This window comes from Lacticaseibacillus pantheris DSM 15945 = JCM 12539 = NBRC 106106 (assembly GCF_001591865.1).
Taxonomy (GTDB): domain Bacteria; phylum Bacillota; class Bacilli; order Lactobacillales; family Lactobacillaceae; genus Lacticaseibacillus; species Lacticaseibacillus pantheris.
The window spans coordinates 1-14,578 of record NZ_BCVS01000062.1 but is presented as its reverse complement, the minus strand read 5'-3'; the positions used below and the strand labels follow the sequence as shown (position 1 = coordinate 14,578).

Annotated in this window: 11 protein-coding genes; 6 read left to right on the top strand and 5 right to left on the bottom strand. The window is 53.6% G+C overall.

Features of this window, described 5'->3' with window-relative positions; translation table 11 throughout:
• Window positions 1-322 precede the first annotated feature (322 nt).
• Window positions 323-1,003: an EAL domain-containing protein gene (locus LPA02S_RS07540; RefSeq protein WP_056956496.1), complete on the top strand. Its 681-nt coding sequence runs from the start codon at window positions 323-325 to the stop codon at window positions 1,001-1,003.
• On the opposite strand, the gene LPA02S_RS07535 is transcribed toward LPA02S_RS07540, so the two are convergent.
• Entirely contained in the window at window positions 1,000-1,866 is an 867-nt protein-coding gene (locus tag LPA02S_RS07535; protein WP_056956497.1) for a DegV family protein, read from the bottom strand. The genes LPA02S_RS07540 and LPA02S_RS07535 overlap by 4 nt on opposite strands.
• A 334-nt stretch (window positions 1,867-2,200) precedes the next feature.
• On the opposite strand from LPA02S_RS07535, the gene LPA02S_RS07530 reads away from it, so the two are divergent.
• Window positions 2,201-2,416, top strand: a complete 216-nt coding sequence (locus LPA02S_RS07530; RefSeq protein WP_420835962.1) for a P8 family protein — start codon at window positions 2,201-2,203, stop codon at window positions 2,414-2,416.
• Between the two features lie 194 nt (window positions 2,417-2,610).
• Window positions 2,611-3,021, top strand: a complete 411-nt coding sequence (locus LPA02S_RS07525; protein WP_054648555.1) for a peptide deformylase — start codon at window positions 2,611-2,613, stop codon at window positions 3,019-3,021.
• Window positions 3,022-3,301: 280 nt separating this feature from the next.
• Here LPA02S_RS07525 and LPA02S_RS07520 read toward each other — a convergent pair whose 3' ends face one another.
• From LPA02S_RS07520 to LPA02S_RS07510, 3 genes are all read right to left on the bottom strand, one after another.
• On the bottom strand, window positions 3,302-4,669 hold the full coding sequence (locus LPA02S_RS07520; protein ID WP_056956505.1) for a DHA2 family efflux MFS transporter permease subunit: 1,368 nt from the start codon (window positions 4,667-4,669) through the stop codon (window positions 3,302-3,304).
• Window positions 4,670-4,863: 194 nt separating this feature from the next.
• Window positions 4,864-6,042, bottom strand: a complete 1,179-nt coding sequence (locus LPA02S_RS07515; RefSeq protein ID WP_054648557.1) for an MFS transporter — start codon at window positions 6,040-6,042, stop codon at window positions 4,864-4,866.
• Window positions 6,043-6,161: 119 nt separating this feature from the next.
• Window positions 6,162-7,433 carry an MFS transporter gene (locus LPA02S_RS07510; RefSeq protein WP_056956498.1) on the bottom strand — a complete coding sequence of 424 codons (1,272 nt, stop codon included), beginning with the start codon at window positions 7,431-7,433 and terminating at the stop codon, window positions 6,162-6,164.
• A 93-nt stretch (window positions 7,434-7,526) separates the two neighbouring features.
• Here LPA02S_RS07510 and LPA02S_RS07505 point away from each other — a divergent pair, with 93 nt between their 5' ends.
• Window positions 7,527-8,537, top strand: a complete 1,011-nt coding sequence (locus LPA02S_RS07505; protein ID WP_056956499.1) for an Rgg/GadR/MutR family transcriptional regulator — start codon at window positions 7,527-7,529, stop codon at window positions 8,535-8,537.
• 214 nt (window positions 8,538-8,751) lie between these two features.
• Here the strand turns inward: LPA02S_RS07505 and LPA02S_RS07500 are convergent, their stop codons facing one another.
• Window positions 8,752-9,591, bottom strand: coding sequence for an alpha/beta hydrolase (locus LPA02S_RS07500; RefSeq protein ID WP_156301962.1), 840 nt, complete (start codon window positions 9,589-9,591; stop codon window positions 8,752-8,754).
• A gap of 473 nt (window positions 9,592-10,064) precedes the next feature.
• On the opposite strand from LPA02S_RS07500, the gene LPA02S_RS07495 reads away from it, so the two are divergent.
• Both LPA02S_RS07495 and LPA02S_RS07490 read left to right on the top strand, forming a co-directional pair.
• On the top strand, window positions 10,065-13,712 hold the full coding sequence (locus LPA02S_RS07495; protein ID WP_054648567.1) for an MMPL family transporter: 3,648 nt from the start codon (window positions 10,065-10,067) through the stop codon (window positions 13,710-13,712).
• Between the two features lie 166 nt (window positions 13,713-13,878).
• Window positions 13,879-14,454: a hypothetical protein gene (locus LPA02S_RS07490; protein WP_054648569.1), complete on the top strand. Its 576-nt coding sequence runs from the start codon at window positions 13,879-13,881 to the stop codon at window positions 14,452-14,454.
• Window positions 14,455-14,578 lie beyond the last annotated feature (124 nt).

The window sequence follows — 14,578 nt, the reverse complement described above, 5'->3', positions numbered from 1 at the left end:
GCGGGGGCCAGCCACTCAACCGGAACCACCACGCCAGTACGACCAGCCACTAGCAGCGGTCCACAAAGTCGCAGTACGCCACAGCGCCCCCGCCAGCCAGAACCGCCACGCCCAGTGCCAATTATTTGCATTTTTGGTCAGTATAAGCGTTGGCTTTTTACCGTTTTGGGTCTATGATGAACGTGTAGAAACATTAACGCGAACAAGTTACATGCTCAAGCCCCCGCACCGTTTGGGGCATACGACCCGTACATGAGAAAGTCATGTGCGGGTCGTTTTAGGTTCGGGGTGTATAACTCGTCGCCAGGGAGGTGCGTTCAGTATGTACCGTTTCTTTGGGCAACCAAAATATGCTGGGGTTGGTCACGGCCAGAGCCCCATTGGGTATGAGCTGTTTATACGGCAGCTTGTTAATGGTCAGTGGGTATTGCCAACCGACTTTAACGACATCACCGCCGAGACCCTGCACCAACTATTAACGGACGTGATTTTGACGATGCACCAGTCCGTCGAAATGCTCTCGTTTAATCTCGAGCAAAACCAATTTGTCGACCCGGTTTTTTTGGATATGGTGACTGACGTTCAGGACCACACTAAAATTAACCTGTTCACTGAACTTACGGAGCGGCTAGCCAGTGGCATCAGTGCAGAATCTTTAGTGCGCGCAGCATGTGCTTTTCACAAACGTGGGCTCTTAGTTTGTATCGATGACGTGGGCACAGGTCAGAACACTCCCCAGATGGTGCTCAGCATGAATGGCTCGGTGGATGAATATAAGTTCGCATTCCAAGACTTTCGTCCGTACGACAATATTCGTTCTATCGAACCCCAACTAGATTTTTGGTACCACTTAGCCCAACGCGATCACAAAATGCTGGCAATTGAGGGGGTGGAAACCAAAGCCGAACTAACGGAGATACAAAACAAGTATAACTACGACGTGGTACAGGGTTATCTATTGGGACGGCCAGTATTGCTCAGTAGCGCTACTGATAGTAATTAGTTAGTCGCGGGGGAGCGGAAGAAAACTGCGCAACAGCCAGGACCAGTATGGCTGGCCAAAACGGTACCCACAGGCATGGCGGTGATCTTCGCGGTGGGTAGCTCTTTGCGGACGGCTTCGACCAGCTGGTCCGTAACGGTTTGCTCCGCGCTGCTGACAACCATGACCGTTGGCTGGTCGGCGTCTGCTAGGGCAGTACCCGCCTGTTGGGCCAGAAAACGGAGCGACTTGCTGAACGTGCGCACCTTTTGCTTCACCACGATGGCGCCGTCTTCCTGCAACACCAAAATGGGGTGCAGGTTGAGCAGTGAGCCAATCTTGGCCGCGCTGGCCTTCAACCGACCGCCAGCCACAAGGTACCGTAAGTTATCAATGGTTACGACGTGGTGGTACTCATTGCGGTGCTGCTCTACCCAATCGGCGAGGTCCTCAGGGCTAGAGCCAGCGTCACGTTGCGCGATGACATCAAGCAACATCATGCCGAGGCCGCAACTAGCAGCGCGCGAATCGGCGATGGTAATCTGGGCCTGGGGATGCTCTTCTAGAAGCACCTGTTGTGCCTGAACGGCGCTCGCGTAAGTGCCGCTCAGTGCACTGTCAAAGGCCAGGTAGAACACGGGAATGTTGTCCACGACGTACGGTTCAAAGGCGTTGATAAACTCGCCCACGCTGACTTGCGAGGTGGTGGCGGTACGGCCGTTGGCAAGCTCGTGGTAAAAGGATTGCATGGCGGCAACGTCGTCAGTCGCGATGTGTACTTCTTGCTCGCCGATGAGTACGTGTAGCGGGACGACGTCGACGTCGTGTTGCTTAAACGAGGCGCGCGGAAGGTCGCACGCGGAATCCGTGATGATTTTAAACATACTGTGCCTGCTTTCCCGCCGGTCTACGCCGGCGGTTTTTTAATGGTTGTTTTGCAAAGATGCACTTGATATAGCGGTCTTTGGTGCCGCTCTGTTCCTCCACACTGTATCGTAGGTGCGCGGACGGGTAAATAGTTTTTGGGGTACGCGTTACACGTGTCAAGATTGATGTCACGGATAGGGAAGGATGCCGCTTGTGCGTTCATCTTTGGCCATTTAATAAATTTGGTAACACGATGTACTTTTAATTAATTGCTAATAGAGCGTGTCATTCTGAGGTGGGTGACCTATAATGTGGTTGTAGCAAGTCAAACAAATTATGGAGGTAATGATCATGGCAGCAGAAGCTGAAAAGACTTTGGTGCTAGACACACCGATGAAGGATGTTTTTGACTGGAGCGATAGTGAGGACGCGGTGCGTGACGCATTGTGGGACCACTACATGGAGGCTAACAACCACGACACCATCAAGACTGAAGAGCAGATGAAGCCGATTATGGATTACACTGACGACCAAGTGAAGGAATTGGCCGAGAAGGAACTGCACTAGTTCCTGCCAAATAGAAAAAATAACGTGTAAAGGGGGCTGACTGGATGGTTAGCCCCTTTTGCGTGGGGCAACACAGTTACTGTGTGTTCAACCTGGGAGCCAGTGACGATGACGTTTTGTGAAACGGGACGAGTAAGATATACTGACTGCAGGATATTTCCCGGGTAATAAAAGTCAAGTAGAGGGCAAAGCATATGGAACGAACCATTAATCACGACCAAGTCTTACTCAGCCAACCAGCCGCACCGGCGACCACCACGGACGCTCCGGTAGTCACCGACCTGCTGGACACACTGTCAGCGAATAGCGACCGTTGTGTGGGGATGGCGGCCAACATGATTTGCGTGAACAAAAACATTATTGTGGTGCAGATGGGACCGGTAGCGGTGCCCATGGTTAATCCGTGGTTATCCCACGAAACTGGGGCGTTTACCGCGACGGAAGGGTGCCTGTCTTTAGACGGTGAACGTTCAACCACTCGATACCGTGAAGTGGACGTTGACTACATGGATGCGCAGTGGCGTCCCCAACACCAACACTTCTCTGGATGGATTGCCCAGATTATTCAACACGAGGTCGACCACACGCAGGGCCGGTTGATTTAGTGCTGCTTGCACCGGCTAATGTTTGAAATGAAGTACAATTAGTGGATGGGTGTAGTTCATTGCCAACAAAATTGACCCGCCAAACCATTGCAATAGTGGTTTGGCGGGTCAATTTTTCGCCCTGAATGCGCTGCGGTTATTCCGCTGAGTGTCTTAGCACGCTTGTGACGGCAACTAGGCAAGTGTGTTCGGAGTATGCCGCGGGTTCCGGCAACGCCTCCAAATCGTTGATATAACGGCACCTGGTGATGCCTAAACGGTGTTTCGCATGAAACATCACCTATTCCCGCTCCTGCACCCGCGGTAGACGCGTGGCCAGCAACCAGCCCACGACACCCACCAAAGCAAAGCTGGCAAAGGTGGCGCGGAAACCGCTCACTGCCGAGCCAGTACCTTGTTGTACGGTTTGTAGAATCATCGTGGCCACAGCCACCCCTAAGGATCCCAGCAATTGACGCACGGTGGTGGTGACCGCGGTGCCGTCAGCGATGAGGTCACGGGGCAGGGCGTTTGCCCCGGCTGTTACGGAAGGCATCATGACGAACGCATTGCCGGCTTCGGTGACCATTGCGCAGATGATGGCTAGCCACAGTGGCAGGTGACCGACTAGCAGGGTCATCAGGGTAAAGCCGATAACGATGAGCGTCATCCCCGTCAGCGCGACTTTGCGTGGCCCCAAGCGGTCGAGCATTTTACCCGCCCGTGGGTTCAGCAAGCTGAGTCCCACGGCCGCCGGCACTAGCGATAACCCTGAAACCAGCGGGCTCACGTGCAGCACGTTTTGGAAGTACAAAGGCATGATGATGGTGGTCACGATGAGGGCAATGTACGAAATGCCCGTCATCAACACCGACTGCGTGAACAACCGGGTAGCGAAAACTCTCAGTTGGAGGATGGGGCGTTCCTGATTTAGTTGTCGACGCACAAACCAAATTGCGCCCATGCACCCCAATACGGTGATGATTCCTAACGTGGCAGTCATCCCCTGGTTAGTGGCGCTGCTGAGCACATACAGTAGGGCCGGAAAACTAGCGGCAAGCACAACCGATAGCCAATCGAGCTGGTTGGGTTGCAGTGGCATGACGTCTTTGATGGTGATAAACGACACGACAAAGACGGCAACTGCGATGATGAAGAACAGGGCGAAGAGCGCTCGCCACGGGAACCAGGTCAGCAGAACCCCGGAGATAATCGGGCCGACAGCAAGGGCCGACCCCATCACCAGCCCAGCGACACCCATGACCGCACCCCGACGCTCTTGCGGGGTGATGGTGAGCATTACTGTCTGGTAGCTGGGGAAAATGATGCCGACCGCGACGGCCTCGAGCAGGCGGCCGGTCATTAGTAAGGGGAATGATGGTGCCCAGATGCAGAGCAGGGTGCCGAGTGCAAAGACGGCGACGACGCTCTGAAACAGGTGCTTAAACTTCATGTTGCTGAGCAACCAAGGACTCACCGGAATCATCAGGCTCATCACCAACATGAAGCCCGTTGTCAGCCATGCGACGGTGCTGGCTCCGAGGTGGAAACTTCGCATGAACGCGGGGTAGGCGGTACTTAAAGCTGACTGGGAGATGGACATGGTGAAGGTGCCAGTCAGTAATGTCGCCACGAATGCTTGCCGGTGGCGACCGGAAATGGTGTTGATTGATGTGGACATAAGAAATCACTCCTTCGATTGATGGCGTAGAGCGCCTAAACTACGGGTTGGATGTTGTCGTTGTAACAACGACAAATTTATTATAGTGCTTTTTGACGGGCGACTAAAATACGGCACCGCTGCTGTAGGTGGACATTGAAAATCCCCCGGGGCCACGCAAGGCCCCGGGGGATTAACGCTATTTATGCAAAAATACCTTTTTGGTGGTGAATGATAATTCCGGTCAGCCACATAATCCCGGCAAAGATTGCGGCCAGAATGAAGGCAAAGTGCCAGTCAAGGTGGCTACCCACGACACCGAATAGCACGGGGCCCACGGCGGCAATGAGGTAGCCGGCCGATTGTGCCATCCCCGAAACGGCGGCGGTTTCGCGGTGGTTGGCCGACTTCTGCGCGAAGAACACCACGGCCAGGTTGAACGAAACCCCATTGCCGAGCCCCATAATGATGGCGGCAATCATGCTGAGGCCAAAGTTGGCGCCAGCCACTAGTGTCAGCACCAGCCCGATGATCAGGCCGCCACCCATAACTGCAGCTGTGCTCTGCACACCCCATTTAGTGTTGGCCACGAGCGGTACGATTAACGAGAAGGGCATCCCGCAAAGCTGGAAAACCGTCACGAGGAGGCTGGCTTGGCTAGCAGTCATGCCAAAGCTGATATAGGCGGACGACAGCCATGTAAGTAGCGAGTAGAAAATGATGGCCTGGAGCGAGAAGAAGATGGTAATCAGCCAGCCGGTTTTGGTGCCCCAGACGGACCGCTTACTCTCGGCCAGTACGTCGTCCTCACTGACCTCAGGTTCGGCGTTTGGTAGTTTAACGGTGGCGGCAGGGATCCATCCAAGCAGACTAATCAGTGAAACTACAAACAATCCTACCTGAATAGCCGTAAGCGATGCGCTATCCACAAACAGACCGACGATACCGGTTGCAAGGGCACCGGCAACCATCATGGTCGTGGTGTAGTACGACATCCCGCGCGTGGTGACACCGGTGTAGTGGGCCTTGATGGACGCGGGGAGGAGTACGTTGGCGCTGTCGATACCCAACCCGATGAGGAAGGTACCGGCAAACAGCCCCGCGGCGTTAGGCAGGATTCGTAAGGCCATGCCGAGTGATAGCAACGCGGTGAAGAACAAAATTACCCGTTCAATGCCAAAGCGTCGGGCTAGGCGCGGAAATAGCGGCGACGCGACCGCGAACGTCAACATGGGGATGGTGGTAATCATGCCCGCAGCGCTGGTCGATAACCCGAGCTGTTTTTGCAAAGCGGGGATGAGTGACGAGATTGCGGTGATGGGGATCCGCATGTTCACTGCCAGTAGGATGATGCTCCAAACAAAAAGATTGCGATTTTTCACGAAAATGCCTCTCAGTATAGAAGTTACAGAAAATAAACTATTTATCTATACTAGTTTAAGCCGCCGCGGGAAGCAACGTTCAAAACGCCTTTGCCCAGTAAAAGCAGTTAATTGCGTGGCTAGGCTGCTGGGGCCTGTTCATCGCCGACGGCCGGTTCGGTGAGCCGCACCCGTACCGCCAGCGTCACCACGACCAGTATGGCGGCCACCACGGCGTAGGCAATCCATGCGGTGGTTGTGTTAATGAGGTTAGCAATCGTGAGGAAGAGCCCCTGGCCGATGGGCACACCAATCATGCTGGCGGTGGTGTCCACGCCGCTCATGGCGGCTAGTTGCGATTCGGGGACGAGGGTCATGGTAATGGCGGACAGCCGCGGGTTGATTTTTGCGATGGTGTACGCCATGGCAAAGATGGCGAGTAGCATCATCACCACGTTGCTGTGTTGCCAGCTCATAATGCCGCCCAGCGCGGCCATGCACCCCATAGCGAGGGCAAAGATGGACAGGGTGCGGTAGCGGCGAAAGATATCCTCCATTAGGAGCGAACCCAAAACAATGCCTAGTGAAAACAGGATGTTCACCACCGCCACGGTTGTGCCAAAGTTACCCAGCCAGAGCGTCCGCCGGTGGAGTAGCGTGAGGTTGATGAGCGCAGTGACGTAACTGGCCAGAATGTTGGCGGGGATGGATAGCAGGATAATGGATAGTAGGAAGTGGTTACGTTGCAGTAGCTGCCAGACACTCAGGAGGCTGGTACGTAGTCGTGGTCGGGGGCCAACGTGTTGCCAGTCGTGATCAACTTTGCTCAGGGTTGCATGGGCGTGGTGGAAGACGACGGCGCTGCAGACGAAGGTTGCGGCGTTAATGAGGCCGAAGAGGACGTAGTTGTGGTTGAGGATGACGATCACGCTCGCACCCACGGCCTGGAAAATCATTTGGACGGTTTCCGTTGCGGCTGTATTGAAGCCAAAGGCACTATTCAGGGCGGTCGTGGGCACCAGACGCTTAAATAGGGGGATGGTGAGCCCGTTACCGTATTGCCCAATGGTGTCAGAAACGATGTTAATAAGTAGCAGCAGGAGAAACAGGCCCACGGATGCCGTGTGGCTAATAGCAACTGCTAGTAGCACGAAGAGGGCGGCCTGAGTATAGCGTACGCGCATAATCCACCCGACTTTGCGTGGGGTGTTGTCAGCCCAGTAGCCGGTGATGATACCCAGGAGGGTGGGCACCAATCCGGCCATTGACGCCAAGGACACTGCCAAGCTGCTGAACGGCAGGCTCGCCGCGTAAATAATAAAGACAATGTTGTACAGACTGTCACCGATACTACTGAGTACGGTAGCGTTGGTGATGGTGCGGAAACCTCGGTTGGTTCGGTATTCGTGCATGGCAGTCACCTTCCTTTGCTTGTACCCACATTATCGGTGGAGTACAGTGAGGATGCGCGATAATTATACTATTCGAAAAAAGAGGTGGCGGGAGTGGAAAACGGTGAACTGTTTCGGGCGATGCGGCGCAACCACCGCATTACGTTGGCACAGGTTGCGGATGAGCAAAACTCAGTGGCAACCATTAGTAAGTTTGAGCGGGGAATAAGCGACATTGGTTTGTCACGGTTTTTACACTTGTTGAATCGGATTGATACCTCAATGGAAGAATTTTTATTCCGTAAGGCGTTAGCAGACGGCCATGCAGTGATGAATCCGCGCGGTGAGCATGATTTTAATAGCCAGATTGACGTCAACTTCGAGCACCGGGTGTCAGAATTGGGCGATATGACTACGCGTGAGGTGACGGATGACGAAATCGCCACGTTACAAGCGGAGATTGAGTTGTGGGAACACCCACTTGACCATACACCGACCCACCGGGAACGCTTTTCCGCACTGGTGTTACGCTTCTACGAGTTGACGCTGTTGGCCAATCGGCGCCATTACCAGCAGGGCAGGCATCCGGATCAAGTGGGACTGGGACGATTGAGCGGCGAACTAAACGACTTGGTGCGGCCATTTGTTAGTTATCTGCGGCATGTCGAGCGGTGGGGCTACTTTGAGTTATATTTTTTTGGCTTGTTACATACGGGGATTGATAACGAGACGGAGCATGAGTTACTACCACTTGCACTTAAACGTTCGCGGATGGACAAGGGGTTTAACTCTGTTTCAACAATGCGCTTTTGGATGTTGTTCGGAGCGTTTACCGATTTTATTAACGCCCGGCAGTTTCAGTGGGCGCGGGAAGCGCTGGACCGTGCGGAACAGGATTTACAAACTGAACACAACCTGAACATGGCCAACCTGTTGCTATTTTGCCGGGGTTGGTACCGCATCATCCATGATGACGTGGATGCAGGGACAAAGCTTTGTCAGCAGGCTATTAGTATTGAGCACATCCTCAAGCAGGACAATCAGGGTGTAGGTGATCTGGCTAACGTACTGCCGTATGTTTTGGCTAACCGTGATAATCCGGGTAGCGGCGCCTACTTTATGTAGTAATGACGAGTAAAAAAATAATTGGGGCTGTAAAAAGGCGGTTAGCTCCCGATATACAAGACGGCATCAGTGGAAATCCCGAACTTAGGATTTCTGCTGATGCCGTCTCGTATGTTATGGAGCTGCCTTTTGGCGCGCGACCACGATTTATCGTTCGTGTGCTAAAGGCTTCTGTCACAATCCCGTTGGCAATTATTTCCCGGGAAATACCTCATTAGGATTCGTGCCACAGGAACCGCATGGCGGCATCCATCACCCGGTGGTTACGCCGAATAATCAGGTGGTGGCTAGCATCGTGACCATACACGGTCATCTCGCGGTAACTACTGAACCGTGGACCCATGGCTGGCCACAGCGCCTCGCTGGAGACATTCGCTACTTTGCCATCACTATTCGTCCCGTGCCAGTGACTGTCACCCATGATGTTCAGAACGTGCACGCCATCTGGGAAGAACTGGGCGTTGCGGACCAACTCACGGTACTCAGGGTGCTTGATAAGGGGCTTACCGTTACTGAGGATACGGTTCGCGTGTGGGAAGTCGTCCCGACGGTAAGCACCGTCGTAGGGGCCCGCAACCAGAACCGCCCGCCGCAGTTGGAGCGGTTGGCTGTGGCTATACGCCGTTAGTAGGTCGAGCGTACCCCGCGAATGGGCGATGGCGTCAAAGCTGTGTACATGGTACCGGTTGCGTAGCTGATCGAGTAAGTGGTTGAGCCACGTAGCGTTACGGTCCCATGACGCACGATTGTTGGCGAAAACGACCTTGATGAGCGGGTGGCTCATGGTACGGGTCCAGTCGCCGTAATAATTAATGCGCTCACCGTTAATTACGGCGGTCAGGGCGTACTGTGCTTTGTGTTTCTGTTCGGCCAGGTCGATGAAGTGATCATATGTGCGTTCGCCCGCGTGGAAGCCATGGATGAGGAGTGTTGGCCGGTGGTAGCCGCTATCTGTGCTAGCTTCAGTTGAGTTGGTATGTTGTTGGCCCCCGGCACCCAGAATGAGGACAAAGGCAATTAAGGGTAATATGAGCATCAGTTTCCTCTTCATCATTCGCGACTCCTCTCCTAGGCTTAATAACTAACCCCAGTTTAACGGTAAATGTAGATGTCGGGCTCGGGCGATGGACTGAAATTATCGAAATCCTACAGTAGATTAATAAATCTCAGAATAGGGTAGCGGTCAACGGACTACTGTTATTTGGTTGGCGGTACGTAGTAAATGGGCGCAGCCCCTCAACAAACTAGTTGGTTGTGGCCTGTCATGCGCTTTGTTATTCTATATTTATGTATAACAAGCATACTTAAATTGACTTTCATCAAAGAGTTTAATTGCTGATAATCGGACAATGGTCTGGAGCTGGTTATCTTTTTACACATAGCAGTAGGAGTTAATGACCAATTTTGCCTCATGTGCGGCTTAAACCACATGGGCCGAAATAGTGGGTTGCGCGTGAATTTTACGTGACTAAAATGGGACAATGTATAGCTCGAAAATTACTGAAAGTACCTGGGGAGATTTTGTAAATGAAGAATTTTGCTGAACGTCATGTCGGTGCATTAATCGCATGGATTGTGGTCGTATTGGCGGCGGTATTATTTATGCCGGATACCTCAGCACTGGTCACAAAGTATGGTCAAACCAAGATTCCGAGCACTGCTCAGAGTCAGATTGCCGATACTTTGCATAACAAGTGGGGGCATGGCGAAAATAATACTCGTCAAGTGGTCGTAGTCTTTAGCAACGGCAACGATAAGCTAACTACTACGCAGAAGCGGAGCATCAATTCTACTATTGATAAGCTGCGCGACCACAAGGACCATTACAATATTAAGTCAATGCTATCCGCGCAGGATAACGCTCAGGCTAGGGCACAACTGATTTCCAAGGATAAAACCACGGAATTACTACAGTTGAACATGTCCAAGTCTCAGGGTGTCCGTGCGCAGGCAGCGGCCGTTAACAAGGCGGCCAAGACTGCGGGTGTGAAAACCTACGTCACGGGTAGCGACATTCTGAATGATAACTTCCAGAAGTCGACTGAAGACGGACTCAAGAAGACCGAAGTAATAGCGGCCATCTTCATCTTTGTGGTGTTGGTGCTGGTATTCCGTTCGCCAATCGTGCCGCTAGTTTCCTTGGGTACTGTGGGCGTGGCCATGCTGGCTTCTTTGAGCGTGGTCATGAACCTGGTCAAGTACCTAGGCTTCCCGCTGTCGTCATTCACGCAGGTGTTTATGGTCGTCGTCCTCTTTGGGGTAGGTACTGACTACAACATTCTGATGTACGATCAGTTTAAGGAGGAACTATCCGGGGGACTGTCGGCGATTGACGCTACCCGTAAAGCGCGGCGGATTGCCGGGCACACCATCCTCTTCAGTGGATCGTCCATCTTGATTGGGTTCACCGCGCTCGCACTGGCTAAGTTCTCCATTTACCAGTCCGCTGTCGGTGTGGCCGTGGGTGTTGCGGTGCTGCTAGCGGTTCTCCTGACTTTGAACCCGTTCTTCATGGCAACCATGGGCAAAAAGATGTTCTGGCCAACCAAGAACTTTGATGGTGGGAGTCGGAGCAAGCTTTGGAACTTCCTGTCCAAAAATGCGGTGTTACGGCCAATCCTAGGTATCCTGCTGGTTGGTTTGGTGTCGTTACCATTCCTATTCACCTACAACAACAACCTGAATTACGACACGTTGGCCGAACTAAGCGACAGTTTACCGGCCAAGAAGGGTTTCTTTGTGGTTCAGGATCACTTCTCCAAGGGTACGGCTGAGCCTTCAACGTTGTACATCACGGATGGCAACAAGAAGCTCGACCAGGAGAAGTACCTCAAGATTATTGACCGCGTGACGCGGAAAATTCAGGACAAAGACGGCGTGAAAACCGTTGCGTCGGCCACCCAACCAGGTGGGTCGAAGGTCAGCGCTTTGTACGCCAAGAACCAGTTGAAGACCGTGACTAAGGGTTCCAAGCAGGTCAATAAGGGCTTGGGTACCATCAACAGCGGCCTGCTCTCCGCCAAAAACCAGATTGCGGCTAGCAACATGCAGTCCGGTCTGGACGGGGTTACGCAACTGATTGCCGGAACCAACAAGTTAATCGACGGCAGCAACACTTTGCAAAGTGGGACCAAGTCGCTGGCTAGCGGTGCTACCACACTCTCCAGTGGGGCCAATAGCTTAGCCAGTGGCGCCCAGACGGTTAATAGTGGGACCCAGACCCTGGCCAGCGGCGCGTCGTCGCTGTCGAGTGGTGCCAGCAACTTAGCCAGTGGGGCGAACACCGTGAATAACGGTGTGGGTCAAATTAACTCGCAGTTGGCACAGAGTGCTTCCAGTATGAGCCAGTTAGCCACCGCACAAACCCAGATTGGTGAGCTCGCCAACCAGATGAACAGCGTGAAGTCCGAACTGGCTGGGGCGTCAAGTTTAGTGAGCGAGGCCCAGCAGTTGCAGCCAGCCATTGAGGCGCTGTCCACTTACCGATCACAAATTGATGGGTTGATGCAAGAGCTCAACGGTATGGGCGATTTGAGCACTACCGTTAGCTCCGTCAAGACCAGTTTGACGGGCGTGGCGGGTAACGACTTCAAGTCCGAGATGGCTAACGCGCAGATGATTTCCGCGGCGCAAAGCATCATTGACGACGATACCGCTTCGGCAGCATCCAAAGCCGCTGCTGAGAAGATTAAGGCGGCCGCTACGACCAGCAACACTAATTTATCGAGTAACTTGAGTACCTTGCAAGGCGTCAGCCAGCAGTTCGGTTCGCTGTCGATGCCAACGGCTGATCAAATCGACGCCATCAAGACCATCGCGGCCAAGATGCCTAGCGAAGAGCAGCTGAACTCGTTACAATCCGAGATGGCGCAGCTACCAAGTATGCTGAAGGACGCCAATGCTTTAATGGACTCCGCTTCTGGCCTAACCGCTATGTCGGGTAAGCTGGGTCAACTGACGTCTTCCATCAGCCAGTTACAGGCTGCCTTGAAGCAGCTGCAAGCAGGTACCAATAGCCTGGCTTCCGGTGCCACCACCCTCGCAAACGGTGCGTCATCGCTGACTACCGGCGCGAACACGTTGGCAGCTGGTACGGGCACGCTGGCCAGTGGCGCTACGACTTTGGCTAGTGGTACGACCACGCTGGCTAATGGCGCAACCACGCTGAACAACAGCGTTCCGGCACTGACGAGCGGCTTGTTGCAGGTTAACTCCGGTCAGAAGACCATGTACACGAGCCTCCAGGGCGTTGTGGGTCAGATGCAGCAGTTGCAAAGTGGCCTGGGTAGCGCAAGCGACGGGTTGAACACCATCAGTAAGGGTGTTGCCCAGTCGAACAGCTACCTGATGGGCTTACGGCAGTCTGCGGCGGCGGACGAGTTCTACATTCCAACCAAGACTTTGCACAGTTCAACGTTCAAGCCGGCTATCAAGCAGTACATGTCGTCCGACAAGCACACGACACGGATGACCATCGTGCTCGGCTACAACCCTAGTTCCGCGAAGGCGATGACTGAGGTCAAAGCCATCCAGAAGGAAGTTCAGAATGAGCTTAAGGGCACGGATCTCGACGGTGCAACCGTTGCGATTGGCGGGCAGACGGCCACCACGGCGGACACCCACGATATTGCGTCCGAAGACTTTATCCGGACTGCAGTCATCATGCTTGTTGGTATCGGCTTGGCACTGATGTTCATCACCCGTTCGATTCTCCAGCCAGTTTACATTCTGGGCACGCTGATTCTGGCGTACTTCACTTCCCTCAGCATCACGCGTTGGGTCAGTGGGGCGTTCCTGGGTGAAAAGATGCTGACGTGGAACACGCCGTTCTTCGCCTTCGTTATGCTCATTGCTCTGGGTGTTGACTACAGTATCTTTCTGATGATGAAGTATCGTGAATTCGGCGATAATGGGGGACGGCCGAGCGTGAACATTGTACGGGCCTCAGGTGTGATTGGTGCCGTGGTTATCTCGGCAGCCATTATCCTGGGTGGTACGTTCGCCGCACTGATGCCGTCTGGCGTGCTGACTTTGATTCAGGTCGCACTGGCGGTTATCATTGGGCTGATTATCCTGGTACTCATTATTCCAATTCTGATTCCGGCGGCCATTCACTTAACTTACGATCGCAGTAAGTTAACGGATGACGACGAGGATGACGAGAACCGCAACTAAAATATCATGTTGATGCGAACGACCGCCAATGCAGTGCAAAGCTGCGTTGGCGGTCGTTTTGTTGTGCAATTATAAAGTATCCGTGTGGATTGTCACGCGGGTTGGGTGACGCGGGTCGATATCGGGTATAATACTGCGTAAGTATGTACAGGAGGTGCTCACAGCGATGGGTAGAATGCAACGTAAACAGGAGCAGCAACGGAGCCGAAGCGTGGGACGCCGCAGTGGTGTGATTCAAGGGCAGGCCAAGAAGCGGCACCACCCGGGGCGCTGGGTAGCCGCAATTCTGGGCATTATCGTCCTCGTGATTGTGCTGGGAGTCGTCTTTTTCACACCCCTGAACAACGCGGTACGGACCGCTTCGGGCGGCAACGATACGGTGGCTGATAAGGCCGTGAAGAGTGCTGTGGTCAGCAAGCTGGAGTCCGCCAAGACGGGTAACAGCACGGTCGATGGCGCAATCGATCAGGTGGAGAGCACCATTAAGGACACCAAGGTATCGGCCGTGATGCAGGCGGCCAAGAGTGAATCGTCGATGACGTCACTGCTGGAAAGCAAGGGTATGAACAGCACGCAGGCCAGCGCTGCGGCGAACGCAGTGTACAGTACTAGCGCCCTCGACGGGGTACGGTCTGAGGTGGCCAAGGGTAATTGGTACGGCGTGTACCAGCAAGCCCAGAAGCTATCATCGAGTCAGGGCGTGGATTTGAGTAGTGTGGAGTCAGCGTTAATGCAACAGTAAATTGAAGTGTGGCATCCAACCGTGATGGCTGGGTGCCTTTTTGATATAGATTGGCGGCTCTGGTCGGTGGGAGTGCTGTGAGATGCTACGACTTGGTGGACCGTTCCACGGTGACCGCTACTTG

What these genes read in the sequence shown, in the direction of transcription:
- LPA02S_RS07495 (WP_054648567.1), top strand. Translation starts at nt 10,065, where the DNA reads ATGAAGAATTTTGCTGAACGTCATGTCGGTGCATTAATCGCATGGATT.
- LPA02S_RS07500 (WP_156301962.1), bottom strand. Translation starts at nt 9,591, where the DNA reads ATGATGAAGAGGAAACTGATGCTCATATTACCCTTAATTGCCTTTGTC.
- LPA02S_RS07540 (WP_056956496.1), top strand. Translation starts at nt 323, where the DNA reads ATGTACCGTTTCTTTGGGCAACCAAAATATGCTGGGGTTGGTCACGGC.
- LPA02S_RS07535 (WP_056956497.1), bottom strand. Translation starts at nt 1,866, where the DNA reads ATGTTTAAAATCATCACGGATTCCGCGTGCGACCTTCCGCGCGCCTCG.
- LPA02S_RS07530 (WP_420835962.1), top strand. Translation starts at nt 2,201, where the DNA reads ATGGCAGCAGAAGCTGAAAAGACTTTGGTGCTAGACACACCGATGAAG.
- LPA02S_RS07490 (WP_054648569.1), top strand. Translation starts at nt 13,879, where the DNA reads ATGGGTAGAATGCAACGTAAACAGGAGCAGCAACGGAGCCGAAGCGTG.
- LPA02S_RS07525 (WP_054648555.1), top strand. Translation starts at nt 2,611, where the DNA reads ATGGAACGAACCATTAATCACGACCAAGTCTTACTCAGCCAACCAGCC.
- LPA02S_RS07510 (WP_056956498.1), bottom strand. Translation starts at nt 7,433, where the DNA reads ATGCACGAATACCGAACCAACCGAGGTTTCCGCACCATCACCAACGCT.